This window comes from Streptomyces sp. WMMB 714 (assembly GCF_900090125.1).
In the GTDB taxonomy this organism is placed as follows: domain Bacteria; phylum Actinomycetota; class Actinomycetes; order Streptomycetales; family Streptomycetaceae; genus Streptomyces; species Streptomyces daqingensis.
This window is the reverse complement of sequence record NZ_FMHJ01000019.1, coordinates 26,035-48,817: the sequence shown is the minus strand read 5'-3', so window position 1 is coordinate 48,817 and position 22,783 is coordinate 26,035. Positions and strand designations below refer to the sequence as shown.

Below are 22,783 nucleotides of genomic sequence, written 5' to 3'. Positions count from 1 at the left end.
CCGCTCAGCAGCAGCCGGCAGCCGTGCCGTTCCCCGCCCCGGCGACGGGCAGCGAACGCCTGTTGCGGGCCGCCAGGTTGCGCGCCGCCAGCTCCCCGTCCGCGGGGTAGCCGACCTCCTCCAGCGTGAGCCCGTGCGGCCGTACGACATGGACCGCGGAGTCCCGTACACCGGCGGCGAGCACCTGCCCCGGCCAGTCCGGCGGGCGGTGCCCGTCCCCGACGAAGAGCATCGCCCCTACCAGCGAACGCACCATGTTGTGGCAGAACGCGTCCGCCTTGACCGTCGCCTCCAGCACTCCGTCCGTACGGCGCGTCCAGCTGAGCTCCTGCAACGTGCGGATGGTCGTGGCACCGTCGCGCTTCTTGCAGTAGGCCGCGAAGTCGTGCTCCCCCAGCAGCATCCGTGCCGCCTCGTTCATCGCGTCCACGTCCAGCGGCCAGTTGTGCCACAGGACGTGCCCGCGCAGCAGCGGGTCCACCCCGGCCGGATGGTCGCTGACGCGGTACGAGTAGCGCCGCCAGACCGCGGAGAAGCGGGCGTTGAAGTGCGGAGGCGCGGCGCCGACCCGCCACACCCGCACGTCCGCCGGCAGCCGTCCCGCGAGGCGCCGCAGCAGCTGCTCGCTGTGCTCGGCCCACACCGCCTCCGGCAGGTCGACGTGCGCCACCTGCCCGCGCGCGTGCACACCGGCGTCCGTACGGCCCGCGACCGTCAGCTCGACCTGTTCCCCCTCCTCAGCCCCGAGCCGCATCACCACGCGGAGCGCGCTCTCCAGCTCCTCCTGCACGGTGCGCCGGGCGCGCTGCCTCGCCCACCCCGAGAACTCCTTGCCGTCATAGCTCAGGTCGAGCCGCACCCGGACCTTGCCGGGCTCCACCACGTCCGTCACGCAGCGATCCTCTCCGCGTAAGAGGAACAGGCCCGCCCCCCGAAGGGGACGGGCCCGCTCACGAGCTCTGCGAGCGCGTCAGGAGTCCTTGGACTCCTCAGCCGCGGCCTCGTCGCCCTCGGCCTTGGACTCGGCCTCGGCCTCGTCCGCCGTGGCGTCCTTCTTCAGGTCCGCGGCGGCCTTGTCGCCCGCAGCGTCCTTGGCGGTCCGCTTCGTGGCCGCCTCGGCCTCACCGACAGCCTGCTGCTGCACGGTGAGGGCCTCCACCAGCTCGATGACCGCCATGGGGGCGTTGTCGCCGCGACGGGGACCGATCTTGGTGATGCGGGTGTAGCCGCCCGGCCGGTTCTCGTAGCGCGGGCCGATCTCGGTGAACAGCGTGTGGACCACGCTCTTGTCCTTGACCGTGCGCATGACCTGGCGGCGGTTGTGAAGGTCGCCCTTCTTCGCCTTGGTGATCAGACGCTCCGCCACGGGACGCAGACGGCGGGCCCGCGCCTCGGTGGTGGTGATGCGCCCGTACTCGAAAAGGTCCGTGGCGAGGTTCGCCAGCATGGCCTTCTGGTGCGAGGCGCTGCCGCCCATGCGGGCACCCTTGGTGGGCTTCGGCATCGTGCTTCTCCTTCACTGTTGCTGCACCGGCCGTGTCAGGTACCGGTGGCAGTTCCGGCCGTATCAGGTACCGGAAGGGGGTGCCCCCTCGTCCGCGAGGGCCGAGGGGAATCCCGGACCGGGCGGATTCCCGGCCAGGGAGCGGGCCCGAAGGCCCCGCTCTCACGGGTGTGACCGACGGCCTCGGCCGCCGGTCACCGCACCGCGGAACAGATCAGTACTGCTCGGTCTCCACGAACCCGGCGTCCGTGTCGTCGTCCGCGCCGAAGGCGTCGGCGGCGGCCGTCGGGTCGAATCCGGGCGGGCTGTCCTTCAGGGCGAGACCCATGCCGGCCAGCTTCGCCTTGACCTCGTCGATCGACTTGGCACCGAAGTTGCGAATGTCGAGCAGGTCGGCCTCGGAACGCGCCACGAGCTCGCCCACGGAGTGGATGCCCTCGCGCTTGAGGCAGTTGTAGGAGCGGACCGTCAGCTCCAGCTCCTCGATCGGCAGTGCCAGGTCGGCGGCGAGCGCGGCGTCCGTCGGGGACGGGCCCATGTCGATGCCCTCGGCGTCGACGTTCAGCTCGCGGGCCAGGCCGAAGAGCTCGACGAGCGTCTTGCCCGCCGAGGCCATGGCGTCGCGGGGACGCATGGCCTGCTTCGTCTCGACGTCGACGATCAGCTTGTCGAAGTCGGTGCGCTGCTCGACACGGGTCGCCTCGACCTTGTACGTGACCTTCAGCACGGGCGAGTAGATGGAGTCGACCGGGATACGGCCGATCTCCTGGCCCATCTGCTTGTTCTGCACGGCGGAGACGTAGCCGCGGCCGCGCTCGACGGTCAGCTCCATCTCCAGCTTGCCCTTGCCGTTGAGCGTGGCGAGGACCAGGTCGGGGTTGTGCACCTCGACGCCGGCCGGCGGCGCGATGTCCGCGGCGGTGACGAGGCCGGGGCCCTGCTTGCGCAGGTACATCACGACCGGCTCGTCGTGCTCCGAGGAGACGACGAGGGACTTGATGTTGAGGATCAGGTCGGTGACGTCCTCCTTGACGCCCGGCACGGTCGTGAACTCGTGCAGGACGCCGTCGATCCGGATGCTGGTGACAGCCGCGCCGGGGATCGAGGAGAGAAGCGTGCGACGCAGGGAGTTACCGAGGGTGTAGCCGAAACCCGGCTCCAGCGGCTCGATCACGAACCGTGAGCGGAATTCGTCGACGACCTCTTCGGTCAGGGACGGGCGCTGAGCGATCAGCATGAGGTGATGCCTCCAGTCTTCGGCAACCGCTATTTGATGCCGTACTGACAGGGTACGGGCGGCACGGAGCGTTCAGGCCCCGTACCACCCGTCCCTTACGAGCCTTACTTGGAGTAGAGCTCGACGATCAGCTGCTCCTGCACCTGGGTGTCGATCACCTGGCGCTCGGGCAGCGAGTGGACGAGGATCCGCATCTTCGACGGAATGGACTCCAGCCAGGCCGGAACCGTCTTCTCGCCGGCCTCCGCAGCCGCCACCTGGAAAGGCGTCAGGTTACGGGAGGACTCGCGGACCTCGACGATGTCGTTCACGGACACGCGAGCCGACGGGATGTCGTTCTTGCGGCCGTTCACGGTGATGTGCCCGTGCTTGACGAGCTGACGGGCGTGGTCGCGGGACTTGGCGAAGCCGGCCCGGTAGACCACGTTGTCGAGGCGGGTCTCGAGGATGCGCAGCAGGTTCTCACCAGTCTTGCCCTGCTGACGGTTGGCCTCGTTGAAGTACCCGCGGAACTGCTTCTCCAGGACGCCGTAGATACGAGCTGCCTTCTGCTTCTCACGCTTCTGCAGCAGGTACTCGGAGTCCTTGGTGCGCCCGCGACCGTGCTCACCCGGGGGGTAAGGACGGATCTCGATCGGGCACTTCGCGCTCTCGCACTTGCTCCCCTTGAGGAAGAGCTTCTGCTTCTCCCGACGGCAGCGCCTGCAGTCGGCCCCGGTGTAACGCGCCATTGTCTCAGATCTCCTGTTTCAGCTGGTCAGACTCGGCGACGCTTGGGCGGGCGGCAGCCGTTGTGCGGGGTCGGGGTCACGTCCTGGATCGAACCGACCTCGAGGCCCGTGGCCTGGAGTGAGCGGATCGCGGTCTCACGGCCGGAGCCGGGACCCTTCACGAAGACGTCCACCTTGCGCATGCCGTGCTCCTGAGCGCGGCGTGCGGCGTTCTCGGCAGCCATCTGCGCCGCGAACGGCGTCGACTTCCGGGAGCCCTTGAAGCCGACGTGGCCGGCGGAGGCCCAGGAGATCACGTTGCCGGTCGGGTCAGTGATCGAAACGATGGTGTTGTTGAACGTGCTCTTGATGTGAGCGTGCCCGGCGGGGACGTTCTTCTTGTCCTTGCGGCGCACCTTCTTGGCGCCGGCCGTACGGCCCTTCGGAGGCATATGGATTTACTCCTGTGGAGGTCGTCGGTCCTGCAACACGGACCGCTTGCAGCGTGTCCGGTGAGGACTACTTCTTGCCCGGCTTCTTCTTGCCGGCGATCGCGCGACGCGGGCCCTTGCGGGTGCGGGCGTTGGTCTTGGTGCGCTGCCCGTGGACCGGGAGGCCGCGGCGGTGCCGCAGACCCTCGTAGCAGCCGATCTCGACCTTGCGGCGGATGTCGGCCTGGATCTCACGGCGGAGGTCACCCTCGACCTGGAGATTGTTGTCCACGTATTCGCGGATCTTGACGAGGTCCTCCTCGCCGAGATCGCGCACACGGGTGTCGGGGTTGACGCCGGTCTCACCGAGGGTCCGCTGGGCAAGGGTGCGACCGATGCCGAAGACGTAGGTGAGGGCGACCTCGACGCGCTTCTCGCGCGGGAGGTCGACGCCTGCGAGGCGTGCCATTCCTTGGCTCCTGATTGCTTTGCGGAGGTCTGCCGCAGCACCGTCCCCTGCCGCACGATCCGTACGTCCAGGGTCCTCGGCCTCCGACCGAGGGTGTCGTCCCCACCGGCAAGAATTCTCAGGCGGGGGGTCGGGCGTCTGCGTATGTACTTTTCGCTTGCGTCGCGCGAAGAGTGCGAGTGGTGCGAAGGCTCGGTCGGAGTCGCGTCAGCCCTGGCGCTGCTTGTGGCGCAGGTTGTCGCAGATGACCATGACCCGGCCGTGACGGCGGATCACCTTGCACTTGTCGCAGATCTTCTTGACGCTCGGCTTGACCTTCATGGGATGAGGTTCTCCGGGTCAGGCCGCCGCCCGCGTCAGCAGGCCGACGGCTCGATCTGTCGAGCTACTTGTAGCGGTAGACGATCCGCCCGCGGGTCAGGTCGTACGGAGAAAGCTCCACCACGACCCGGTCGTCGGGAAGGATACGGATGTAGTGCATCCGCATCTTGCCGCTGATGTGCGCGAGAACCTGGTGACCGTTCTGAAGCTCCACCTTGAACATCGCATTCGGCAGAGATTCGACGACCGTGCCCTCGATCTCGATGGCCCCTTGTTTTTTGGCCATGCTCTAGCGCTTCACCTTCCGGGATCGGCTACCTGGGGTGACCCCGGGCATACGAAAACCCCGGGACCGACGAGCCAGTCTACGGCACGGCCCCCGCAAAGACGAATTCGGGCAGTCTCCCCGGCAACCATGATCATCATGCAGGGGTGGCGCCAAGTGGAAACGGGTGGGGCGACTGTCCGATTCGCCCCGCCGCCGGCGGCCGCCGGCTCAGGCCAGCGGGTCCGGGGCTGCCGTGACCCCCAGCTCGGCGAGCTTCGCCCTGCCGCCGTCGGGAGCGGTGAGGACGAGGGGGCCGTCCTCCGTCAGAGCCACCGAGTGCTCCCAGTGGCTCGACCAGCTGCCGTCGTCCGTCTTGACCGTCCAGTCGTCGGAGAGCACGTGCGTCTTGGGCGTCCCCAGGGTCACCATCGGCTCGATCGCGAGACACATCCCGGGCACGAGCTTCGGCCCCCGGCCGCGGCGACGGTCGACGTAGTTCAGCAGGTGCGGGTCCATGTGCATCTGCGAGCCGATGCCGTGGCCGCCGTAGTCCTCGACGATCCCGTACGAGCCGGACGCCGGACGCGGCTGCCGCCGGATGTAGCCCTCGACCGCCTTCGAGATGTCCACGAGGCGGTTGCCCTTGCGCATGGCGGCGAGCCCGGCCCACATGGACTCCTCGGTGACCCGGCTCAGTTCGCGCTGCTCGGCGGTGTGGCCCTCCCCGACGAAGACGGTGATGGCGGCGTCGCCGTGCCAACCGTCCACGATCGCACCGGCGTCGATGGAGAGCAGGTCGCCGTCCTTCAGCACCGTCTCCCGGTCAGGGATGCCGTGCACGACGATGTCGTTGACCGAGGTGCAGATGTTGCCCGGGAATCCGCCGTAGCCGAGGAAGTTGGGCTTCGCCCCGTGGTCCGCGAGAACCTTCGCCGCGACCTCGTCCAGATCCTTCGTGCTGGCGCCGGGGACCGCGGCGGCACGGCAGGCGTCGTGCATCGCGGCGACGACCAGCCCCGCCTCGCGCATCTTCGCGATCTGCTCCGGGGTCTTGATCTCCACCATGTGCGGTGCCTCTCCTCGCCTGCGTCCTGCTGTCTGCGTCCGGACGGATGCAGCGCTTCTGCTTCACCAAGTGTGCCGTATCGCCAAACGGCCGCGGCCCCCCTGTCGGGGTACCGCGACCGCAGGACGGATTCCGGCATCGGCCGGTCAGAACAGCCCGGTCACTCGGCGACCGAATCGCTCTGCCGCAGAGCGTTCATCGCACGCTCGGTCACCTCACCGACCTTGCCCAGGGCGGAGATCGTGGTGACCAGGTCCTGACGCTTGTAGTGGTCGATGATCGGTTCGGTCTCGCTGTGGTAGACCGCCAGCCTCTTGCGGACGGTCTCCTCGCGGTCGTCGTCCCGCTGGTACAGCTCGCCGCCGCACACGTCGCACACGCCCTCCGTCTTGGGGGCGCTGTACTCGGCGTGGAAGACGTGGCTGCTGTCGCTGCGGCAGATACGCCGGCCAGCGATCCGCTTCACGACCTCTTCCTCCGGGACCTCCAGGTCGAGGACGGCGTCCAGCTTCTGGCCGTTCTCGTCCAGGATGCGGTCCAGCGCCTCGGCCTGTGCGATGTTGCGCGGAAAGCCGTCGAGAAGGAAGCCGTCAGTGGCGTCCTGCTCGGCCATCCTGTCCTTCGCCATGCCGATGGTGACCTCGTCGGGTACGAGCTGGCCGGCGCGCATGTACTCCTGCGCCTGCCGGCCGAGCTCCGTGCCCTGGCTGATGTTGGCGCGGAAGATGTCGCCCGTCGAGATGTGCGGGATCGACAGGTTCTCGGCGAGGAACGCGGCCTGCGTTCCCTTACCCGCGCCAGGCGGCCCGACGAGGACGATACGCATCAGCGGAGGAACCCTTCGTAATTGCGCTGCTGAAGCTGGCTCTCGATCTGCTTCACGGTCTCGAGTCCGACGCCCACGATGATCAGAATGCTCGTCCCGCCGAACGGGAAGTCCTGCTGGGCACCGAACGCGATCAGCGCGACGGTCGGCACCAGGGCGATCAGACCCAGATACAGCGCACCCGGCCATGTGATGCGGTTCAGCACATAGCTCAGGTACTCCGCAGTGGGCCGACCTGCCCGGATGCCCGGGATGAAGCCACCATACTTCTTCATGTTGTCGGCAACTTCTTCGGGGTTGAAGGAGATGGCGACGTAGAAGAAGGCGAAGAAAATGATCAGCACGAAGTACGTGACGATGTAAATCGGGTGGTCACCCTTGACGAAGTGGGCCTGAATCCACTGCGCCCAGTCGGCCTGCGAGTTGCTGAACTGCACGATCAGCGCCGGGATGTAGAGCAGCGACGACGCGAAGATGACCGGAATCACACCGGCCTGATTGACCTTCAACGGAATGTAGGTGGACGTACCGCCGTAACTCCGGCGCCCGATCATCCGCTTCGCGTACTGCACGGGAATGCGGCGCTGCGCCTGCTCGACGAGCACCACGAGCCCCACCATCGCCAGGCCGCAGATGATGACGATTCCGAACTCGATCCAGCCGCCGGCCAGGTCGCCCTGCGTCTTGATCTGCCACAGCGCGCTGGGGAAGCCGGCAGCGATCGACACGAACATCAGGATGGACATGCCGTTGCCGATGCCCTTGTCGGTGATGAGCTCACCGAGCCACATGATGAAGGCGGTGCCCGCAGTCATGCAGATGACCATCGTGGCGGTCGTGAAGATCGACTGGTCAGGGACGATCTGGTCCCGCACCTGGCACTGAGGGAAGAGGGTGCCGCTGCGTGCGGTGGCGACGAGACCCGTCGCCTGAAGGATGGCGAGCGCGACCGTCAGATAACGCGTGTACTGCGTGATCTTGGCCTGGCCGGCCTGGCCCTCCTTCTTCAGCGCCTCGAGCCGCGGAATGACCACGACCAGCAGCTGAAGAATGATGCTCGCTGTGATGTACGGCATGATGCCGAGCGCGAAAACGGTCAACTGCAGCAGTGCGCCACCGCTGAACATATTGACCAGCCCGAAGAGGCCCTGGCTTCCCTTGGCCTCGTTCATGCACTGGTTGACGTTCTCAAAGCTGACACCCGGCACCGGGATGTGCTGCCCCAAACGGAAGAGCACCATGATGCCGAGCGTGAACAACAGCTTCTTTCGCAGGTCGGGCGTCTGAAAAGCCCGGGCGAACGCGGTGAGCACGGTGCCTCCTGCGCCCCCCGCGTCTGGCGCGCGAGAGGTGACGGTCTTGGGGGTCGACAGATACCAACAGTGCCCGCCACCTTACCGGCGACGGTGCCCGCCATGGAACGACGGACCGGGGACGCCCCGTTGGGACATCCCCGGCCAGTCAGTCAGCGAACTCAGTCAAGCTCGTTGACGGTGCCGCCGGCAGCGGCGATCTTCTCCTTGGCGGAACCGGAGACCTTGTTGACGGTCACCGTCAGTGCCACGGAGACATCGCCGGTGCCGAGCACCTTGACGAGCTCGTTCTTGCGAACAGCGCCCTTGGCGACCAGATCGGCCACCGTGACCTCGCCACCCTTGGGGTAGAGCTCGGCCAGCTTGTCCAGGTTCACGACCTGGAACTGCTTGTGGGCGGGGTTGCGGAAGCCCTTCAGCTTGGGCAGCCGCATGTGCAGCGGCATCTGCCCGCCCTCGAAGTTCTCCGGAACCTGGTAACGGGCCTTGGTGCCCTTGGTGCCACGTCCAGCGGTCTTGCCCTTGGACGCCTCACCACGACCCACACGGGTCTTGGCGGTCTTGGCGCCCGGGGCCGGCCGGAGGTTGTGGACCTTCAGCGGGTTGTTCTCCGCCATCTCAGTCGACCTCCTCGACCGTGACGAGGTGGCGCACGGTGTGCACCATGCCGCGCACCTCAGGACGGTCCTCACGTACGGCCACGTCACGGACCCGCTTGAGACCGAGGGTCCGCAGCGTGTCCCGGTGGTTCTGCTTCGTACCGATGACGGAACGAGTCTGCGTGATCTTCAAGCGAGCCATTACGCACTCACCCCGGCACGCGCCCGCAGCAGTGCGGCAGGCGCCACGTCCTCGAGCGGCAGGCCACGGCGGGCGGCGATCTCCTCGGGGCGCTGAAGGCCCTGCAGAGCCGCACGCGTGGCGTGCACGATGTTGATCGGGTTCGCGGAGCCGAGCGACTTGCTGAGCACGTCGTGGATGCCCGCGCACTCCAGCACGGCACGCACCGGGCCACCGGCGATCACACCGGTACCGGGCGAAGCCGGCTTGAGCAGAACGACACCCGCGGCCTCCTCACCCTGGATCGGGTGCGGAATGGTGCCCTGGATGCGGGGGACCTTGAAGAAGTGCTTCTTGGCCTCCTCGACGCCCTTGGCGATGGCGGCCGGCACCTCCTTGGCCTTGCCGTATCCGACACCCACGGTGCCGTCACCGTCGCCCACCACGACCAGCGCGGTGAAGCTGAAGCGACGTCCACCCTTGACTACCTTGGCCACGCGGTTGATCGCGACGACGCGCTCAACGTACGCGGTCTTCTCGGCGGCGGCGCCGCCGTCCCGGCCCTTGCGGTCCCGACGCTCGCCGCCACCGGCGCCGCCACCGCGGCGCTGGGGTCCAGCCATTGGAATTACCTCTCTCGTTTACGTCCGCTGCGTAGGAACCGCACTCAGAACTTGAGCCCGGCCTCACGGGCGGCGTCAGCCAGAGCGGCAATCCGCCCTGCGTACTTGTTGCCGCCGCGGTCGAACACGACGGCCTCGACACCGGCGGCCTTGGCACGCTCGGCGACCAGTGCGCCGACCTGCTTGGCCTGCGTGCTCTTGTCGCCGTCACCACGGATCGACGAGTCGAGCGACGACGCCGAAGCCAGCGTGTGTCCGGCCAGGTCGTCGACGACCTGGGCGACCATGTGACGGTTGGAGCGCGTCACCACAAGACGAGGGCGTACGGGCGTGCCCGAGACCTTCTTGCGGATGCGGATGTGACGGCGCTTGGCGGCGGCGCGCTTGTAGGCGTCGCCCTTAGCGATCTTCACGCCGTATGCCATGGCTACTTACCAGCCTTTCCGACCTTGCGGCGGATGGTCTCGCCCGCGTACTTGACGCCCTTGGCCTTGTACGGGTCCGGGCGGCGCAGCTTGCGGATGTTGGCTGCGACCTCGCCGACCTTCTGCTTGTCGATGCCCTCGACCGAGAACTTGGTCGGCGACTCGACCTTGAACGAGATGCCTTCCGGCGCCTCGACCAGGATCGGGTGGCTGTAGCCCAGCGAGAACTCCAGGTTGGAGCCCTTCGCCTGGACGCGGTAACCGACGCCGCTGATCTCGAGGTCCTTGCTGAATCCGTTGGTCACGCCAGTGATCATGTTCGCCACCAGCGTGCGGGACAGACCGTGCAGGGCCCTGTTCCGGCTCTCGTCGTTGGGACGGGTGACGACGAGCTTGCCGTCATCGTCCTTCGCGATCTCGATGGGCGCGGCAACGGTGTGCGAGAGGGAACCCTTGGGCCCCTTCACGGCGACCGCCTGGCCATCGATGGTGACGTCCACACCGGCGGGAACCTGGATGGGGAGCTTGCCGATTCGCGACATTGCTTTTCCTCCGTTCCCTTCCGTTACCAGACGTAGGCGAGGACTTCCCCACCCACGCCCTTCTTCTGCGCCTGCTGGCCGGTGAGGAGACCGTGCGACGTGGAGATGATCGCCACGCCCAGGCCGCCGAGCACCTTCGGCAGGTTGGTGGACTTTGCGTAGACCCGCAGGCCGGGCTTCGAGATCCGCTTGATGCCGGCGATCGAGCGCTCGCGGTTGGGCCCGAACTTCAGCTCGAGAACGAGGTTCTTGCCGACCGGCGCGTCCTCGGTCTTCCAGCCGGTGATGTAGCCCTCCTGCTGGAGGATCTCCGCGATGTGCGACTTGATCTTGCTGTGCGGCATCGCGACAGAGTCGTGGTACGCCGAGTTCGCGTTCCGCAGACGTGTCAGCATGTCTGCGATCGGATCGGTCATGGTCATGTGATGGCCTTCGGCCTCTCTCGCCGGGGTTTCCTGTATGCGCCCTCCCTCTCCCCGTGCTTCGCAGACGGGACGGGTGGGGTGCGGGGACCTACGGCGTAGTAAGACGGTCATGGACGGCGAGCGCCCAACCACACAAGCCTAAGCCATGTGCGGATGGACCCCCGACGGCCTTGATGCTCTTACCGAGAGCCCTGGTTGACCCTGGATCCCGGAGGATCCTGCCGCCGGGAGACGCCCCTGTGGAGCGCTTCCCGTACGGCCTGGAGGGTTACCAGGAGCTCTTGGTCACGCCCGGCAGCTCGCCGCGGTGCGCCATCTGGCGAAGGCACACACGGCACAGGCCGAACTTGCGGTAGACGGAGTGCGGACGGCCGCAGCGCTGGCAGCGCGTGTACGCGCGGACAGCGAACTTCGGCTTGCGGCTGGCCTTGGAGATCAGAGCCTTCTTCGCCATGATCAGTTCTCCTTGAACGGGAATCCGAGGTGACGAAGCAGGGCACGCCCCTCGTCGTCGCTGGTCGCCGTGGTGACCACGGTGATGTCCATGCCCCGGACCCGGTCGATCTTGTCCTGGTCGATCTCGTGGAACATGACCTGCTCCGTGAGACCGAAGGTGTAGTTGCCCCTGCCGTCGAACTGCTTCGGCGACAGACCGCGGAAGTCGCGGATGCGCGGCAGCGCGAGCGACAGCAGGCGGTCGAGGAACTCCCACATCCGGTCGCCACGCAGCGTCACGTGGGCACCGATCGGCTGGCCCTCACGCAGCTTGAACTGCGCGATGGACTTACGGGCCTTGGTCACGGCCGGCTTCTGGCCGGTGATCGTGGCCAGGTCGCGGACGGCTCCGTCCATCAACTTGGAGTCGCGGGCGGCGTCGCCCACACCCATGTTGACCACGATCTTGGTGAGACCGGGAACCTGCATGACGTTCTCGTACTTGAACTCGTCGTGCAGCTTGCCCTTGATCTCGGAGCGGTAGCGCTGCTTGAGGCGCGGTGCTTCTGTGGTGGCAGTCATCAGATGTCCTCACCGGTCCGCTTGGCAACGCGGATCTTGTTGCCGTCGTCATCGAAGCGGTATCCGACGCGGGTGACGACCTTCTTGCCGTCCTTCTCCACCACGAGCTGCACGTTGCTCACGTGGACCGGAGCCTCGGTCGTCACGATTCCGCCCGTCTTCGAACCACGAGCGGTCTGGCCGGCCTTGGTGTGCTTCTTGACCCGGTTGACACCCTCGACCAGGACGCGGTCCTCGCGGGGGTAGGCCACGATGACCTTGCCCTGCTTGCCCTTGTCCTTGCCGGTGATGACCTGGACCAGGTCGCCCTTCTTGATCTTCATCGGTTACAGCACCTCCGGCGCGAGCGAGATGATCTTCATGAACTTCTTCTCGCGCAGCTCCCGGCCCACGGGGCCGAAGATGCGGGTGCCGCGAGGGTCACCGTCGTTCTTGAGGATGACCGCCGCGTTCTCGTCGAAGCGGATGTACGAGCCATCGGGCCGGCGGCGCTCCTTCACGGTGCGCACGATGACGGCCTTGACGATGTCGCCCTTCTTCACGTTCCCGCCGGGGATCGCGTCCTTGACGGTAGCGACGACGACGTCACCGATGCCCGCGTAGCGCCGGCCCGAACCGCCGAGCACACGGATGGTGAGAATCTCTTTCGCACCCGTGTTGTCGGCGACGCGCAGCCGGGACTCCTGCTGGATCACGTCTATCTCCTGATCGTCTGCCGGTTCCCGGCAGGGTCACGCCCGAGACGGGCGCGCCCTGCCGAGCCTGGCGGAACTGTCCTGGGGGTCCCCAGGCTGTTTGCCTGCCAATTCCTGGACGGAACTGGTTACTTCGCCTTCTCGAGGATCTCGACGATGCGCCAGCGCTTGGTCGCGGACAGCGGCCGGGTCTCCATGAGGAGGACACGGTCGCCGACCCCGGCGGCGTTCTGCTCGTCGTGAGCCTTGAGCTTGTTGGTACGGCGGATGACCTTGCCGTACAGCGCGTGCTTCACGCGGTCCTCGACGGCGACGACGACGGTCTTGTCCATCTTGTCGCTGACGACCAGACCCTCACGGGTCTTGCGGAAGCCGCGCTCCTGCTTGCCCGCGGCGGAGCCGCTCTTGTCTGCTGTAGTCACATTCGTCTCGCTCATCAGGCGCTCTCCACCGTCTCGATGCCCAGCTCGCGCTCACGCATCAGGGTGTAGATCCGGGCGATGTCCTTACGCACGGCCTTGAGGCGGCCGTGGTTCTCCAACTGCCCGGTCGCCGCCTGGAAGCGGAGGTTGAACAGCTCTTCCTTGGACTCGCGAAGCTTGCCGAGAAGCTCCTCGTCGCCCAGCTCACGCAGCTCGGAGGCCTTGGTCCCGGCCGCCATCACGACTCACCTGCCTCGCGCCGAACGATGCGGCACTTCATCGGAAGCTTGTGGGCGGCGCGGGTGAGCGCCTCCTTGGCAATCTTCTCGTTCGGGTAGGACAGCTCGAACATCACGCGCCCAGGCTTGACGTTCGCGACCCACCACTCCGGAGAACCCTTACCGGAACCCATGCGGGTCTCGGCGGGCTTCTTCGTGAGCGGGCGGTCCGGGTAGATGTTGATCCAGACCTTGCCACCACGCTTGATGTGACGGGTCATGGAGATACGAGCTGCCTCGATCTGCCGGTTCGTCACATAGGCAGCGGTGACTGCCTGGATGCCGTACTCACCGAAGCTGACTTCGGTGCCACCCTTGGCCATGCCCGAGCGCTTCGGGTGGTGCTGCTTGCGGTGCTTGACCCTGCGCGGGATAAGCATGGCGGTCAGCCCTCCTTCCCGGCAGCGCCGGGTTCTGCGGCCGCACCAGCGGGAGCCACTGCCTCGGCCTTGGGGGCCTCGGCGGGTGCGCTCTGCTGCTGCGGCTTACGGCCGCGACCGCCACGCTCGCCACCACGACGGGGGCGGTCGTTACCGCCACCACGCGACGGGCGGTTGCCCGCACGGGCGGCGGCGTTCTCGGCGCGGACCTCAGCGATGTTCTTGACGTCACCCTTGTAGATCCAGACCTTCACGCCGATGCGGCCGAAGGTGGTCCTGGCCTCGAAGAAGCCGTAGTCGACGTTCGCGCGGAGCGTGTGCAGGGGCACGCGGCCCTCGCGGTAGAACTCCGAGCGGGACATCTCGGCGCCGCCGAGACGGCCACCACACTGGATCTTGATGCCCTTCGCGCCGGCCTTCATCGTCGTCTGCATGCTCTTGCGCATGGCGCGACGGAAGGAGACGCGGGAGGACAGCTGCTCGGCGACGGCCTGGGCCACCAGCTGCGCATCCGTCTCGGGGTTCTTGACCTCGAGGATGTTGAACTGGATCTGCTTGCCGGTCAGCTTCTCCAGGTTGCCCCGGAGCCTGTCGGCCTCCGCGCCGCGGCGGCCGATGACGATGCCCGGACGCGCGGTGTGCACGTCGACCCGGACACGGTCGCGGGTGCGCTCGATCTCGACCTTGGAGATGCCGGCCCGCTCCATGCCCTGCGTGAGCATCTTGCGGATCGCGACGTCTTCCTTGACGTAGTCCTTGTAGAGCTTGTCGGCGTACCACCGCGACTTGAAGTCGGTGGTGATGCCGAGGCGGAACCCGTGCGGGTTTACCTTCTGGCCCATTACCGGGTTCCTTCCTTGCTGCTCACGACCACGGTGATGTGGCTCGTCCGCTTGCGGATCCGGTAGGCACGCCCCTGGGCGCGCGGCCGGAACCGCTTCAGGGTCGGGCCTTCGTCGACGTAGGCCTCGGAGATGAAGAGGCTGTCGGCGTCCGTGTGGTCGTAGTTGTGGGCGGCGTTGGCGATTGCGCTGTCCAGCACCTTGCCCACCGGCACGCTCGCGGCCTGCGGGGCGAAGCGCAGGACCGCCTGAGCCTCCGTGGCAGCCATGCCACGGACAAGGTCCACCACCCGGCGGGCCTTCATGGGCGTGACGCGCACGTAGCGCGCGGAGGCCCTGGCTTCCATGGTTGTCCCTTCGGTGTCAGTCATAGTCTTCACACCCGCCATCAGCGACGACGCGACTTGCGGTCGTCCTTGACGTGGCCGCGGAAGGTGCGGGTCGGCGCGAACTCGCCGAGCTTGTGGCCGACCATCGACTCGGTGACGAACACCGGGACGTGCTTGCGGCCGTCGTGCACCGCGATCGTGTGGCCGAGCATGGCCGGGACGATCATGGAGCGGCGGGACCAGGTCTTGATGACGTTCTTGGAGCCGGCCTCGTTCTGGGCGTCCACCTTCTTGGTCAGGTGGTCGTCGACGAAGGGCCCCTTCTTGAGACTGCGCGGCATCTAAAACCCGCCTCCTAGCGCTTCTTGTTCGTCTTGCGGCGGCGGACGATGTACTTGTTGCTGGCCTTCTTCGGCGAGCGCGTACGGCCCTCCTTCTGACCCCACGGCGAAACCGGGTGGCGGCCACCGGAGGTACGACCCTCACCACCACCGTGCGGGTGGTCGATCGGGTTCATGACCACACCGCGGACGGTCGGGCGGACGCCCTTCCAGCGCATTCGGCCGGCCTTGCCCCAGTTGATGTTCGACTGCTCGGCGTTGCCGACCTCGCCGACAGTGGCGCGGCAGCGGACGTCGACCAGGCGGATCTCACCGGACGGCATGCGCAGGTGGGCCATGCGGCCCTCCTTCGCCAGCAGCTGCACGGACGCACCGGCGGACCGGGCGAACTTCGCGCCGCCGCCGGGCCGCAGCTCGATGGCGTGGATGGTCGTACCGACCGGGATGTTGCGCAGCGCCAGGTTGTTGCCCGGCTTGATGTCGGCCCCGGGGCCGTTCTCCACGCGCGCGCCCTGCTTCAGGCCGGCCGGGGCGAGGATGTAGCGCTTCTCGCCGTCGACGTAGTGCAGCAGTGCGATGCGTGCGGTGCGGTTCGGGTCGTACTCGATGTGCGCGACCTTTGCCGGCACGCCGTCCTTGTCGTGACGACGGAAGTCGATCACGCGGTAGGCGCGCTTGTGGCCACCACCCTGGTGGCGAACGGTCACACGACCGGCGTTGTTACGGCCGCCCTTGCTGTGCAGCGGGCGGACCAGCGACTTCTCCGGCGTGGACCGCGTGACCTCGACGAAGTCGGCGACACTGGCGCCACGACGGCCCGGAGTCGTCGGCTTGTACTTGCGGATACCCATTTCTCAGTCCTCGTCCGATATCGGACGGTCCTGTCTCCGTCAGGAGACCGGGCCGCCGAAGATGTCGATACGGTCGCCCTCGGCGAGGGTCACCACAGCGCGCTTGGTGTCGGCGCGCTTGCCGTAACCGGTGCGGGTGCGCTTGCGCTTGCCCTGGCGGTTGAGGGTGTTGACCCCGCTGACCTTGACCGAGAAGACCGCCTCGACGGCTTGCTTGATCTGGGTCTTGTTGGCACGCGGGTCGACGATGAAGGTGTACTTGCCCTCGTCCAGCAGTGCGTAGCTCTTCTCCGAGACCACCGGCTTGATCAAGATGTCACGGGGGTCCGTGAACGTCTTGCTGGTGGCCGTTGCGGCGTTCGCCTCGCTCATCAGGCGTCGCTCCCTTCGAGCTCAGAGGTGGCGGCCTTCTGCGGGCCGGCCACGAAGGACTCGAAGGCGGCCTTCGTGAAGACCACGTCGTCGGAGACCAGCACGTCGTACGTGTTCAGCTGTCCCGGCTCCAGGATGTGCACCTGGGGCAGGTTGCGAGCGGACAGCCATGCCTGCTCGTCGCCGCGCTCGGCGACCAGCAGCACGTGCTTGCGCTCGCTGATCTTGCCCAGCAGCGTCTTGGCGGCCTTCGTCGAGATCTCGTTCTCGACGACGCCGGAGACGACGTGCACCCGGCTGTGACGGGCCCGGTCCGAGAGGGCACCGCGCAGAGCGGCCGCCTTCATCTTCTTCGGGGTCCGCTGCGAGTAGTCACGCGGGACGGGGCCGTGCACGACGCCACCGCCGGCGAACTGCGGCGCGCGGGTCGAGCCCTGGCGGGCGCGGCCGGTGCCCTTCTGGCGGTACGGCTTCTTGCCACCGCCGCGGACCTCGCCGCGGGTCTTGGTCTTGTGCGTGCCCTGTCGGGCAGCGGCCAGCTGCGCGACGACGACCTGGTGGATCAGCGGAACGCTGACCTGCACGTCGAAGATCTCCGAGGGGAGGTCGACGGTCCCGGTCTTGTCGCCGGCCGGCGAAAGGATGTCAATGGTGCTCATCGGTTACCTCAGGCCCCCTTGGCCGCTGTACGGACCAGGACGAGGCCGCCGTTCGGACCGGGGACTGCGCCCTTGATGAGCAGCAGGCCCTTCTCCGCGTCAACGGCATGGACGGTCAGGTTCTGGGTGGTGACCCGCTCGTTGCCCATGCGGCCGGCCATCCTCGTGCCCTTGAAGACACGGCCGGGGGTGGCGCAGCCGCCGATGGCGCCGGGCTTGCGGTGCACGCGGTGCGCACCGTGCGAAGCCTTGCCGCCGCGGAAGCCGTGGCGCTTCATGCCACCGGCGAAGCCCTTGCCCTTGGACTTACCGGTCACGTCCACCTTGCCGCCCGACTCGAAGGTGTCGGCGGTGATCTCCTGGCCGAGGGTGTACTCGCTGGCGTCAGCGGTACGCAGCTCGACGAGGTGGCGGCGGGGAGTGACGTCGGCCTTGGCGAAGTGGCCCTTGAGGGGCTTGTTCACCTTGCGCGGGTCGATCTCGCCGAAGGCGATCTGAACGGCTTCGTAGCCGTCCTTGTCTGCGGTGCGGACCTGGGTCACGACATTGGGCCCGGCCTTGACGACGGTCACGGGAACGACGCGGTTCTTGTCGTCCCAGACCTGGGTCATGCCGAGCTTCTCGCCCAGGACTCCCTTGATCTGCTTAGCCATCTTCTTCCCGCACCCCTCAGAGCTTGATCTCGATGTCGACGCCGGCCGGGAGGTCCAGGCGCATCAGCGAGTCAACGGTCTTGGGCGTCGGGTCGAGGATGTCGATCAGACGCTTGTGGGTGCGCATCTCGAAGTGCTCGCGCGCGTCCTTGTACTTGTGCGGCGACTTGATGACGCAGTACACGTTCTTCTCTGTGGGCAGCGGCACCGGGCCCGCGACCGACGCTCCAGTGCGGGTCACCGTCTCGACGATCTTCTTCGCCGAGTTGTCGATGACCTCGTGGTCGTAGGCCTTGAGCCGGATGCGGATCTTCTGTCCCGCCATGGCTACTTCGTAGTCCTGTCTCTCGTAACGCTCTGGAACCCGTGGGTTCTGTCCTCCGATCGACCCGTCCGACCCACGCGGTCGGGCGTGTCGGCTTCCTTCCGGCAGCGAGCCGCGACGAATCGCGGTGTGTTCCCTGCGAGAGGAAGAACCGGGGGTACAGACCCACCAGGTGCCTGGCTGGAAGCCCCTCCTGCACTTCCCGGAAGATTCCCGTACTTCCGCTCCTGATAAGGAGCGACGAATACTCTGGGACTCGCTTCCAGTCCTCCCGGCGGGAGGCGCACAGCATCGGCACTCAACCGAGCAACCTGCACAGTGTGCCATAAGGCGTTTGGCTCATGCCAATCGAGCCCACAGCGGCCGACAGGCCCGTGTTCACGGCTTTCGATGGATTCCACCGGGCGAATCCCCGTGTGGCGTTCAGCACTTCGAGTGCGCTGTCTCCGCGTTCCGAGGCGCCCGGATCCACACAGTGAGCAACCGGCAACACCTGCTGAGGAGTCGCCGATGAGTTTCCCGGGCGCCGCAGGCCAGAGCGCTATTGCCTAGCTCACCGTCGAGGCCGGAACGGCCAGCGGGCTCCTCACCGAGTCACTGCCCGGTACCGGCTCACCGGCGTCCGCACCCAGTCCGACGATCCGGTTGTCCGCGTCGACGTGCACGACGGCGGGCCGCAGTGATCGCGCCTCCGCGTCGTCGACCTGCGCGTAGCTGATGAGGATGACCAGATCACCGGGGTGAACCAGGTGCGCCGCGGCTCCGTTGACACCGATCACACCGGAGCCGCGCTCGCCCTCGATCACGTACGTCTCCAGCCGCGAGCCGTTCGTGATGTCGACGATGTGGACGAGCTCACCCGCCAACAGGTCGGCGGCGTCCATGAGTTCGGCGTCGACGGTGACGGATCCCACGTAGTGCAGGTCCGCCTGTGTCACCGTCGCACGGTGGATCTTGGATTTGAACATGGTGCGCAGCATGAAGTCGCTCCAGGAGAGAGTGGGTCGCGCCCCCGTGGCAGAGGTGCGCGCCGGCTCGTCCATCGTAGACGGGCAACGAAGAGGGCCCGCACGACCGGAGTCGTACGGGCCCTCTCCCCCAGCATCGATGGCCGGGAACGCTAGTGCGTCGAGGTCACTTGTTGATCTTGGTGACCTGGCCGGCGCCCACCGTACGGCCACCCTCACGGATGGCGAACTTCAGGCCCTCTTCCATGGCGACGGGCTGGATGAGCTGGACGCTCATCTCGGTGTTGTCGCCCGGCATGACCATCTCGGTGCCCTCGGGGAGGGTCACGACGCCGGTCACGTCCGTGGTGCGGAAGTAGAACTGCGGACGGTAGTTGTTGAAGAAGGGGGTGTGACGGCCACCCTCGTCCTTCGACAGGATGTACGCCTGCGCCTCGAACTCGGTGTGCGGCGTGACCGAACCCGGCTTGATGATGACCTGGCCGCGCTCGACGTCCTCGCGCTTGATGCCACGGAGGAGCAGACCGACGTTCTCACCGGCCTGGCCCTCGTCGAGGAGCTTGCGGAACATCTCGATGCCGGTGACGGTCGTCGAGGTCTTGGTCTCCTTGATGCCGATGATGTCGACATTCTCGTTGACCTTCAGCACACCGCGCTCGATACGGCCGGTGACGACCGTGCCGCGACCGGTGATCGTGAAGACGTCCTCGATCGGCATCAGGAACGGCTTCTCGACGTCACGCTCGGGCTGCGGGATCGCGCCGTCGACGGCGTCCATCAGCTTGACGACGGAGTCGGCCCACTCGGCGTCGCCCTCAAGGGCCTTGAGCGCCGAGACCTTGACGACGGGGACGTCGTCACCCGGGAACTCGTACTCCGAGAGCAGCTCACGGACCTCGAGCTCGACGAGCTCCATGATCTCCTCGTCGTCCACCATGTCCGCCTTGTTGAGGGCGACCACGATGTAGGGAACGCCGACCTGGCGGGCCAGGAGGACGTGCTCCTTGGTCTGCGGCATCGGGCCGTCGGTGGCGGCGACCACGAGGATGGCACCGTCCATCTGGGCGGCACCGGTGATCATGTTCTTGATGTAGTCCGCGTGACCCGGGCAGTCCACGTGCGCGTAGTGACGGTTCTCCGTCTGGTACTCGACGTGCGCGATGGAGATGGTGATACCGCGCTGGCGCTCTTCCGGCGCCTTGTCGATGTTCTCGAACGCGGAAGCCTCGTTCAGCTCCGGGTACTTGTCGTGCAGCACCTTGGTGATCGCCGCGGTAAGAGTCGTCTTACCGTGGTCGATGTGACCGATGGTGCCGATGTTGACGTGCGGCTTAGTCCGCTCGAACTTCGCCTTCGCCACTGGGGTCCTCCTGTGGACTGGTGCTGTACACCCTCCACATTCTGCGGAGGGGTTCAGGTGGTCGTTATGAACTGGCCAGGACCCCGAGGGGGTTGCCCTTGACCGGTTCCCTGGGGGGCTGGCGGCCGGGACCCCGGCACAGCCGCCGGACGAGCCGTACGGTCTGTGCCGGAGTGCCCCGAATGCCTTTGCTCCAGCCTAATGGGTGAGGAACGTCGAGTTACTCGCCCTTGGCCTTCGCGATGATCTCCTCTGCGACGCTCCGCGGAACCTCGGCGTAGGAGTCGAACTGCATGGAGTAGTTGGCGCGGCCGGAGGTCTTGCTGCGCAAGTCGCCGACGTAACCGAACATCTCCGACAGCGGGACCAGGCCGGTGACGAGCTTGGCGCCACTCCTGTCGTCCATGGACTGAACCTGGCCACGGCGGGAGTTGATGTCGCCGATCACGTCGCCCATGTACTCCTCGGGCGTGGTGACTTCGACCTTCATCATGGGCTCCAGCAGGGCCGGGCTCGCCTTCCGGGCGGCATCCTTGAACGCCATGGAACCGGCGATCTTGAACGCCATCTCGGAGGAGTCGACGTCGTGGAAGGCACCGTCGAGCAGCGTCACGCGGACGCCGGTCAGCGGGTAGCCCGCCAGCACACCGAACTCCATGGCCTCCTGGCAGCCGGCATCCACGGACGGGATGTACTCCCTGGGGATGCGGCCACCGGTGACCTGGTTGACGAACTCGTATCCGTCACCCTCGAGCGGCTCGACAGCGATCTGCACCTTCGCGAACTGACCGGAACCACCGGTCTGCTTCTTGTGGGTGTAGTCCACCTTGTCGACCGGCTTGCGCAGCGACTCGCGGTACGCCACCTGCGGCTTGCCGACGTTGGCCTCGACCTTGAACTCGCGCTTCATGCGGTCGACCAGCACGTCCAAGTGCAGCTCGCCCATGCCCGCGATGATCGTCTGGCCGGTCTCCTCGTCGGTCTTGACCTGGAAGGACGGGTCCTCCTCGGCCAGCCGCTGGATCGCGACGCCCAGCTTCTCCTGGTCGCCCTTCGACTTCGGCTCGATGGCGACCTCGATCACCGGAGCCGGGAACTCCATCGACTCCAGGATCACCGGGTTGCTCGCGTCGCAGAGGGTCTCGCCGGTGGTGGTCTGCTTGAGACCCATGACGGCGACGATGTCGCCGGCACCCACCGACTCGATCTCCTCACGCTTGTTCGCGTGCATCCGGTAGATCTTGCCGATGCGCTCCTTCTTGCCCTTCACCGAGTTCATCACCTGCGAGCCGGTGGTCAGCTTGCCGGAGTAGACACGGATGAAGGTCAGCTTGCCGAGGTGCGGGTCGCTCGCGATCTTGAAAGCGAGCGCCGACATCGGCTCCTCCTCGGACGGCTTCCGCGTCAGGACCTCTTCCGAGTCCTTGACGGAGTGGCCTTCGATGGCCTCGACGTCCAGCGGGGAGGGAAGGTAGCGGGCGATCGCGTCGAGCAGGGGCTGCACGCCCTTGTTCTTGAACGCGGTGCCGCAGAACACCGGGGTGACCGTGATCGTGCCCTCGGCGCCGGTGGAGGCGAGAGTGATGCGGCGGATCGCCGTGTAGAGCTGCTCCTCGGTGGGCTCCTGGCCCTCCAGGTACAGCTCCATCATCTCCTCGTCGTTCTCCGCGACGGCCTCGAGCAGCTTGCCGCGCCACTCGTCGGCGGCCTCGAGGTGCGTGGCCGGGATGTCGACGGTGTCGTACATCTCGCCCATCTTCGCCTCGGGCGACCAGACCATCGCCTTCATGCTGACGAGGTCGACGACGCCCTTGAAGTCCGCCTCGGTCCCGATCGGAAGCTGCATGACCAGCGGCACCGCGCCGAGGCGGTCCACGATCATGTCGACGCAGCGGTGGAACTCCGCGCCGGTCCGGTCGAGCTTGTTGACGAAGCAGATACGCGGCACGCCGTACCGGTCCGCCTGCCGCCAGACGGTCTCGGACTGCGGCTCGACGCCGGCCACGCCGTCGAACACCGTCACCGCACCGTCGAGCACACGCAGCGCACGCTCCACCTCGACGGTGAAGTCGACGTGCCCCGGGGTGTCGATGATGTTGATGGTGTAGTCGACGTCGTTGAGCGGCCAGTGAGTGGTCGTCGCGGCAGACGTGATCGTGATGCCGCGCTCCTGCTCCTGGGCCATCCAGTCCATCGTGGCGGCGCCGTCGTGGACCTCACCGATCTTGTAGCTGCGACCGGTGTAGAACAGGATCCGCTCGGTGGTCGTCGTCTTGCCCGCGTCGATGTGGGCCATGATCCCGATGTTCCGGACCTTGGCCAGGTCAAGTGAAGTGGTAGCCATAAGGCTT

Annotated in this window: 35 protein-coding genes; all 35 read right to left on the bottom strand. The window is 66.8% G+C overall.

The features are described 5' to 3' along the window. Positions 1–4 precede the first annotated feature (4 nt). The 35 genes from truA to fusA all read right to left on the bottom strand — a co-directional run bounded on the left by truA (position 5) and on the right by fusA (position 22,776). A complete protein-coding gene (gene truA / locus H181DRAFT_RS26935; protein ID WP_045867055.1) occupies positions 5–892 on the bottom strand; it encodes a tRNA pseudouridine(38-40) synthase TruA in 888 nt (295 codons plus the stop codon). A gap of 78 nt (positions 893–970) precedes the next feature. After that, positions 971–1,504 (bottom strand): 50S ribosomal protein L17, encoded by a 534-nt coding sequence (rplQ, locus tag H181DRAFT_RS26930; RefSeq protein WP_045867054.1) that lies wholly within the window; start codon positions 1,502–1,504, stop codon positions 971–973. 214 nt (positions 1,505–1,718) lie between these two features. After that, positions 1,719–2,741 carry a DNA-directed RNA polymerase subunit alpha gene (locus tag H181DRAFT_RS26925; protein ID WP_045867053.1) on the bottom strand — a complete coding sequence of 341 codons (1,023 nt, stop codon included), beginning with the start codon at positions 2,739–2,741 and terminating at the stop codon, positions 1,719–1,721. 104 nt (positions 2,742–2,845) lie between these two features. Continuing rightward, complete coding sequence (rpsD, locus tag H181DRAFT_RS26920; RefSeq protein ID WP_045867052.1) at positions 2,846–3,472, bottom strand: 30S ribosomal protein S4; 627 nt, start codon at positions 3,470–3,472, stop codon at positions 2,846–2,848. Between the two features lie 26 nt (positions 3,473–3,498). Then, positions 3,499–3,903 carry a 30S ribosomal protein S11 gene (gene rpsK / locus H181DRAFT_RS26915; RefSeq protein WP_028433270.1) on the bottom strand — a complete coding sequence of 135 codons (405 nt, stop codon included), beginning with the start codon at positions 3,901–3,903 and terminating at the stop codon, positions 3,499–3,501. A 67-nt stretch (positions 3,904–3,970) separates the two neighbouring features. After that, positions 3,971–4,351: a 30S ribosomal protein S13 gene (rpsM, locus tag H181DRAFT_RS26910; protein ID WP_045867051.1), complete on the bottom strand. Its 381-nt coding sequence runs from the start codon at positions 4,349–4,351 to the stop codon at positions 3,971–3,973. A gap of 207 nt (positions 4,352–4,558) precedes the next feature. Then, positions 4,559–4,672, bottom strand: coding sequence for a 50S ribosomal protein L36 (gene rpmJ, locus H181DRAFT_RS26905; protein WP_003956441.1), 114 nt, complete (start codon positions 4,670–4,672; stop codon positions 4,559–4,561). Between the two features lie 64 nt (positions 4,673–4,736). Further along, entirely contained in the window at positions 4,737–4,958 is a 222-nt protein-coding gene (infA, locus tag H181DRAFT_RS26900) for a translation initiation factor IF-1 (protein WP_003948620.1), read from the bottom strand. A gap of 210 nt (positions 4,959–5,168) precedes the next feature. Next, positions 5,169–6,005, bottom strand: coding sequence for a type I methionyl aminopeptidase (map, locus tag H181DRAFT_RS26895; protein WP_045867050.1), 837 nt, complete (start codon positions 6,003–6,005; stop codon positions 5,169–5,171). 161 nt (positions 6,006–6,166) lie between these two features. Then, a complete protein-coding gene (locus tag H181DRAFT_RS26890) occupies positions 6,167–6,832 on the bottom strand; it encodes an adenylate kinase (protein ID WP_045867049.1) in 666 nt (221 codons plus the stop codon). Beyond that, positions 6,832–8,145, bottom strand: a complete 1,314-nt coding sequence (gene secY, locus H181DRAFT_RS26885; RefSeq protein ID WP_045867048.1) for a preprotein translocase subunit SecY — start codon at positions 8,143–8,145, stop codon at positions 6,832–6,834. Before secY ends, H181DRAFT_RS26890 begins: the two co-directional genes overlap by 1 nt. Positions 8,146–8,306: 161 nt before the next feature. Further along, positions 8,307–8,762: a 50S ribosomal protein L15 gene (gene rplO, locus H181DRAFT_RS26880; protein WP_045867047.1), complete on the bottom strand. Its 456-nt coding sequence runs from the start codon at positions 8,760–8,762 to the stop codon at positions 8,307–8,309. A 1-nt stretch (position 8,763) separates the two neighbouring features. After that, positions 8,764–8,946 carry a 50S ribosomal protein L30 gene (rpmD, locus tag H181DRAFT_RS26875; protein ID WP_045867046.1) on the bottom strand — a complete coding sequence of 61 codons (183 nt, stop codon included), beginning with the start codon at positions 8,944–8,946 and terminating at the stop codon, positions 8,764–8,766. Further along, positions 8,946–9,548, bottom strand: a complete 603-nt coding sequence (rpsE, locus tag H181DRAFT_RS26870; RefSeq protein ID WP_028433263.1) for a 30S ribosomal protein S5 — start codon at positions 9,546–9,548, stop codon at positions 8,946–8,948. The genes rpmD and rpsE overlap by 1 nt, the downstream gene beginning before the upstream one ends. A gap of 44 nt (positions 9,549–9,592) precedes the next feature. Next, on the bottom strand, positions 9,593–9,973 hold the full coding sequence (gene rplR, locus H181DRAFT_RS26865; RefSeq protein WP_045867045.1) for a 50S ribosomal protein L18: 381 nt from the start codon (positions 9,971–9,973) through the stop codon (positions 9,593–9,595). A gap of 2 nt (positions 9,974–9,975) precedes the next feature. Continuing rightward, a complete protein-coding gene (rplF, locus tag H181DRAFT_RS26860; RefSeq protein ID WP_045867044.1) occupies positions 9,976–10,515 on the bottom strand; it encodes a 50S ribosomal protein L6 in 540 nt (179 codons plus the stop codon). A gap of 23 nt (positions 10,516–10,538) precedes the next feature. Next, a complete protein-coding gene (gene rpsH / locus H181DRAFT_RS26855) occupies positions 10,539–10,937 on the bottom strand; it encodes a 30S ribosomal protein S8 (RefSeq protein WP_045867043.1) in 399 nt (132 codons plus the stop codon). A 271-nt stretch (positions 10,938–11,208) separates the two neighbouring features. Next, complete coding sequence (locus H181DRAFT_RS26845; protein ID WP_028433259.1) at positions 11,209–11,394, bottom strand: type Z 30S ribosomal protein S14; 186 nt, start codon at positions 11,392–11,394, stop codon at positions 11,209–11,211. Between the two features lie 2 nt (positions 11,395–11,396). Next, the gene (gene rplE, locus H181DRAFT_RS26840; protein WP_045867042.1) at positions 11,397–11,957 is read right to left on the bottom strand and encodes a 50S ribosomal protein L5; all 561 of its coding nucleotides are present in this window, start codon (positions 11,955–11,957) and stop codon (positions 11,397–11,399) included. Beyond that, positions 11,957–12,280 (bottom strand): 50S ribosomal protein L24, encoded by a 324-nt coding sequence (gene rplX, locus H181DRAFT_RS26835; protein ID WP_028433869.1) that lies wholly within the window; start codon positions 12,278–12,280, stop codon positions 11,957–11,959. The genes rplE and rplX overlap by 1 nt, the downstream gene beginning before the upstream one ends. A gap of 3 nt (positions 12,281–12,283) precedes the next feature. Continuing rightward, positions 12,284–12,652 carry a 50S ribosomal protein L14 gene (gene rplN, locus H181DRAFT_RS26830; RefSeq protein ID WP_019354942.1) on the bottom strand — a complete coding sequence of 123 codons (369 nt, stop codon included), beginning with the start codon at positions 12,650–12,652 and terminating at the stop codon, positions 12,284–12,286. Between the two features lie 128 nt (positions 12,653–12,780). Next, complete coding sequence (gene rpsQ, locus H181DRAFT_RS26825; RefSeq protein ID WP_045867041.1) at positions 12,781–13,089, bottom strand: 30S ribosomal protein S17; 309 nt, start codon at positions 13,087–13,089, stop codon at positions 12,781–12,783. Further along, positions 13,089–13,313 carry a 50S ribosomal protein L29 gene (gene rpmC, locus H181DRAFT_RS26820; RefSeq protein ID WP_028433254.1) on the bottom strand — a complete coding sequence of 75 codons (225 nt, stop codon included), beginning with the start codon at positions 13,311–13,313 and terminating at the stop codon, positions 13,089–13,091. Before rpmC ends, rpsQ begins: the two co-directional genes overlap by 1 nt. Continuing rightward, positions 13,313–13,732, bottom strand: a complete 420-nt coding sequence (gene rplP, locus H181DRAFT_RS26815) for a 50S ribosomal protein L16 (protein WP_045867040.1) — start codon at positions 13,730–13,732, stop codon at positions 13,313–13,315. The genes rpmC and rplP overlap by 1 nt, the downstream gene beginning before the upstream one ends. Positions 13,733–13,737: 5 nt before the next feature. Then, on the bottom strand, positions 13,738–14,574 hold the full coding sequence (gene rpsC / locus H181DRAFT_RS26810) for a 30S ribosomal protein S3 (protein WP_045867039.1): 837 nt from the start codon (positions 14,572–14,574) through the stop codon (positions 13,738–13,740). Beyond that, positions 14,574–14,921, bottom strand: coding sequence for a 50S ribosomal protein L22 (gene rplV, locus H181DRAFT_RS26805; protein ID WP_045867038.1), 348 nt, complete (start codon positions 14,919–14,921; stop codon positions 14,574–14,576). The genes rpsC and rplV overlap by 1 nt, the downstream gene beginning before the upstream one ends. Positions 14,922–14,962: 41 nt before the next feature. Continuing rightward, complete coding sequence (rpsS, locus tag H181DRAFT_RS26800; RefSeq protein ID WP_028433864.1) at positions 14,963–15,244, bottom strand: 30S ribosomal protein S19; 282 nt, start codon at positions 15,242–15,244, stop codon at positions 14,963–14,965. A gap of 14 nt (positions 15,245–15,258) precedes the next feature. Then, entirely contained in the window at positions 15,259–16,095 is an 837-nt protein-coding gene (gene rplB, locus H181DRAFT_RS26795) for a 50S ribosomal protein L2 (RefSeq protein WP_045867037.1), read from the bottom strand. A 39-nt stretch (positions 16,096–16,134) separates the two neighbouring features. Next, positions 16,135–16,467, bottom strand: coding sequence for a 50S ribosomal protein L23 (gene rplW, locus H181DRAFT_RS26790; RefSeq protein ID WP_045867036.1), 333 nt, complete (start codon positions 16,465–16,467; stop codon positions 16,135–16,137). After that, positions 16,467–17,126 carry a 50S ribosomal protein L4 gene (gene rplD, locus H181DRAFT_RS26785; protein ID WP_045867035.1) on the bottom strand — a complete coding sequence of 220 codons (660 nt, stop codon included), beginning with the start codon at positions 17,124–17,126 and terminating at the stop codon, positions 16,467–16,469. The genes rplW and rplD overlap by 1 nt, the downstream gene beginning before the upstream one ends. A gap of 8 nt (positions 17,127–17,134) precedes the next feature. Then, entirely contained in the window at positions 17,135–17,779 is a 645-nt protein-coding gene (gene rplC, locus H181DRAFT_RS26780) for a 50S ribosomal protein L3 (RefSeq protein ID WP_045867034.1), read from the bottom strand. Between the two features lie 16 nt (positions 17,780–17,795). Beyond that, positions 17,796–18,104: a 30S ribosomal protein S10 gene (gene rpsJ, locus H181DRAFT_RS26775; protein WP_016909683.1), complete on the bottom strand. Its 309-nt coding sequence runs from the start codon at positions 18,102–18,104 to the stop codon at positions 17,796–17,798. Positions 18,105–18,652: 548 nt separating this feature from the next. Beyond that, a complete protein-coding gene (gene panD, locus H181DRAFT_RS26770; RefSeq protein ID WP_045867033.1) occupies positions 18,653–19,084 on the bottom strand; it encodes an aspartate 1-decarboxylase in 432 nt (143 codons plus the stop codon). Between the two features lie 154 nt (positions 19,085–19,238). Then, entirely contained in the window at positions 19,239–20,432 is a 1,194-nt protein-coding gene (tuf, locus tag H181DRAFT_RS26765) for an elongation factor Tu (RefSeq protein WP_045867032.1), read from the bottom strand. Positions 20,433–20,652: 220 nt separating this feature from the next. Further along, positions 20,653–22,776 carry an elongation factor G gene (gene fusA / locus H181DRAFT_RS26760; RefSeq protein ID WP_045867031.1) on the bottom strand — a complete coding sequence of 708 codons (2,124 nt, stop codon included), beginning with the start codon at positions 22,774–22,776 and terminating at the stop codon, positions 20,653–20,655. Between the last annotated feature and the right edge of the window lie 7 nt (positions 22,777–22,783).

Excerpts from the sequence above, each read along its gene's own strand:
- rplQ (WP_045867054.1), bottom strand. The coding sequence starts at position 1,504 with ATGCCGAAGCCCACCAAGGGTGCCCGCATGGGCGGCAGCGCCTCGCAC.
- H181DRAFT_RS26925 (WP_045867053.1), bottom strand. The coding sequence starts at position 2,741 with ATGCTGATCGCTCAGCGCCCGTCCCTGACCGAAGAGGTCGTCGACGAA.
- rpsD (WP_045867052.1), bottom strand. The coding sequence starts at position 3,472 with ATGGCGCGTTACACCGGGGCCGACTGCAGGCGCTGCCGTCGGGAGAAG.
- rpsK (WP_028433270.1), bottom strand. The coding sequence starts at position 3,903 with ATGCCTCCGAAGGGCCGTACGGCCGGCGCCAAGAAGGTGCGCCGCAAG.
- rpsM (WP_045867051.1), bottom strand. The coding sequence starts at position 4,351 with ATGGCACGCCTCGCAGGCGTCGACCTCCCGCGCGAGAAGCGCGTCGAG.
- rpmJ (WP_003956441.1), bottom strand. The coding sequence starts at position 4,672 with ATGAAGGTCAAGCCGAGCGTCAAGAAGATCTGCGACAAGTGCAAGGTG.
- infA (WP_003948620.1), bottom strand. The coding sequence starts at position 4,958 with ATGGCCAAAAAACAAGGGGCCATCGAGATCGAGGGCACGGTCGTCGAA.
- map (WP_045867050.1), bottom strand. The coding sequence starts at position 6,005 with ATGGTGGAGATCAAGACCCCGGAGCAGATCGCGAAGATGCGCGAGGCG.
- H181DRAFT_RS26890 (WP_045867049.1), bottom strand. The coding sequence starts at position 6,832 with ATGCGTATCGTCCTCGTCGGGCCGCCTGGCGCGGGTAAGGGAACGCAG.
- rplO (WP_045867047.1), bottom strand. The coding sequence starts at position 8,762 with ATGGCGGAGAACAACCCGCTGAAGGTCCACAACCTCCGGCCGGCCCCG.
- rpmD (WP_045867046.1), bottom strand. The coding sequence starts at position 8,946 with ATGGCTCGCTTGAAGATCACGCAGACTCGTTCCGTCATCGGTACGAAG.
- rpsE (WP_028433263.1), bottom strand. The coding sequence starts at position 9,548 with ATGGCTGGACCCCAGCGCCGCGGTGGCGGCGCCGGTGGCGGCGAGCGT.
- rplR (WP_045867045.1), bottom strand. The coding sequence starts at position 9,973 with ATGGCATACGGCGTGAAGATCGCTAAGGGCGACGCCTACAAGCGCGCC.
- rplF (WP_045867044.1), bottom strand. The coding sequence starts at position 10,515 with ATGTCGCGAATCGGCAAGCTCCCCATCCAGGTTCCCGCCGGTGTGGAC.
- rpsH (WP_045867043.1), bottom strand. The coding sequence starts at position 10,937 with ATGACCATGACCGATCCGATCGCAGACATGCTGACACGTCTGCGGAAC.
- H181DRAFT_RS26845 (WP_028433259.1), bottom strand. The coding sequence starts at position 11,394 with ATGGCGAAGAAGGCTCTGATCTCCAAGGCCAGCCGCAAGCCGAAGTTC.
- rplE (WP_045867042.1), bottom strand. The coding sequence starts at position 11,957 with ATGACTGCCACCACAGAAGCACCGCGCCTCAAGCAGCGCTACCGCTCC.
- rplX (WP_028433869.1), bottom strand. The coding sequence starts at position 12,280 with ATGAAGATCAAGAAGGGCGACCTGGTCCAGGTCATCACCGGCAAGGAC.
- rpsQ (WP_045867041.1), bottom strand. The coding sequence starts at position 13,089 with ATGAGCGAGACGAATGTGACTACAGCAGACAAGAGCGGCTCCGCCGCG.
- rpmC (WP_028433254.1), bottom strand. The coding sequence starts at position 13,313 with ATGGCGGCCGGGACCAAGGCCTCCGAGCTGCGTGAGCTGGGCGACGAG.
- rplP (WP_045867040.1), bottom strand. The coding sequence starts at position 13,732 with ATGCTTATCCCGCGCAGGGTCAAGCACCGCAAGCAGCACCACCCGAAG.
- rpsC (WP_045867039.1), bottom strand. The coding sequence starts at position 14,574 with ATGGGCCAGAAGGTAAACCCGCACGGGTTCCGCCTCGGCATCACCACC.
- rplV (WP_045867038.1), bottom strand. The coding sequence starts at position 14,921 with ATGGAAGCCAGGGCCTCCGCGCGCTACGTGCGCGTCACGCCCATGAAG.
- rpsS (WP_028433864.1), bottom strand. The coding sequence starts at position 15,244 with ATGCCGCGCAGTCTCAAGAAGGGGCCCTTCGTCGACGACCACCTGACC.
- rplB (WP_045867037.1), bottom strand. The coding sequence starts at position 16,095 with ATGGGTATCCGCAAGTACAAGCCGACGACTCCGGGCCGTCGTGGCGCC.
- rplW (WP_045867036.1), bottom strand. The coding sequence starts at position 16,467 with ATGAGCGAGGCGAACGCCGCAACGGCCACCAGCAAGACGTTCACGGAC.
- rplD (WP_045867035.1), bottom strand. The coding sequence starts at position 17,126 with ATGAGCACCATTGACATCCTTTCGCCGGCCGGCGACAAGACCGGGACC.
- rplC (WP_045867034.1), bottom strand. The coding sequence starts at position 17,779 with ATGGCTAAGCAGATCAAGGGAGTCCTGGGCGAGAAGCTCGGCATGACC.
- rpsJ (WP_016909683.1), bottom strand. The coding sequence starts at position 18,104 with ATGGCGGGACAGAAGATCCGCATCCGGCTCAAGGCCTACGACCACGAG.
- panD (WP_045867033.1), bottom strand. The coding sequence starts at position 19,084 with ATGCTGCGCACCATGTTCAAATCCAAGATCCACCGTGCGACGGTGACA.
- fusA (WP_045867031.1), bottom strand. The coding sequence starts at position 22,776 with ATGGCTACCACTTCACTTGACCTGGCCAAGGTCCGGAACATCGGGATC.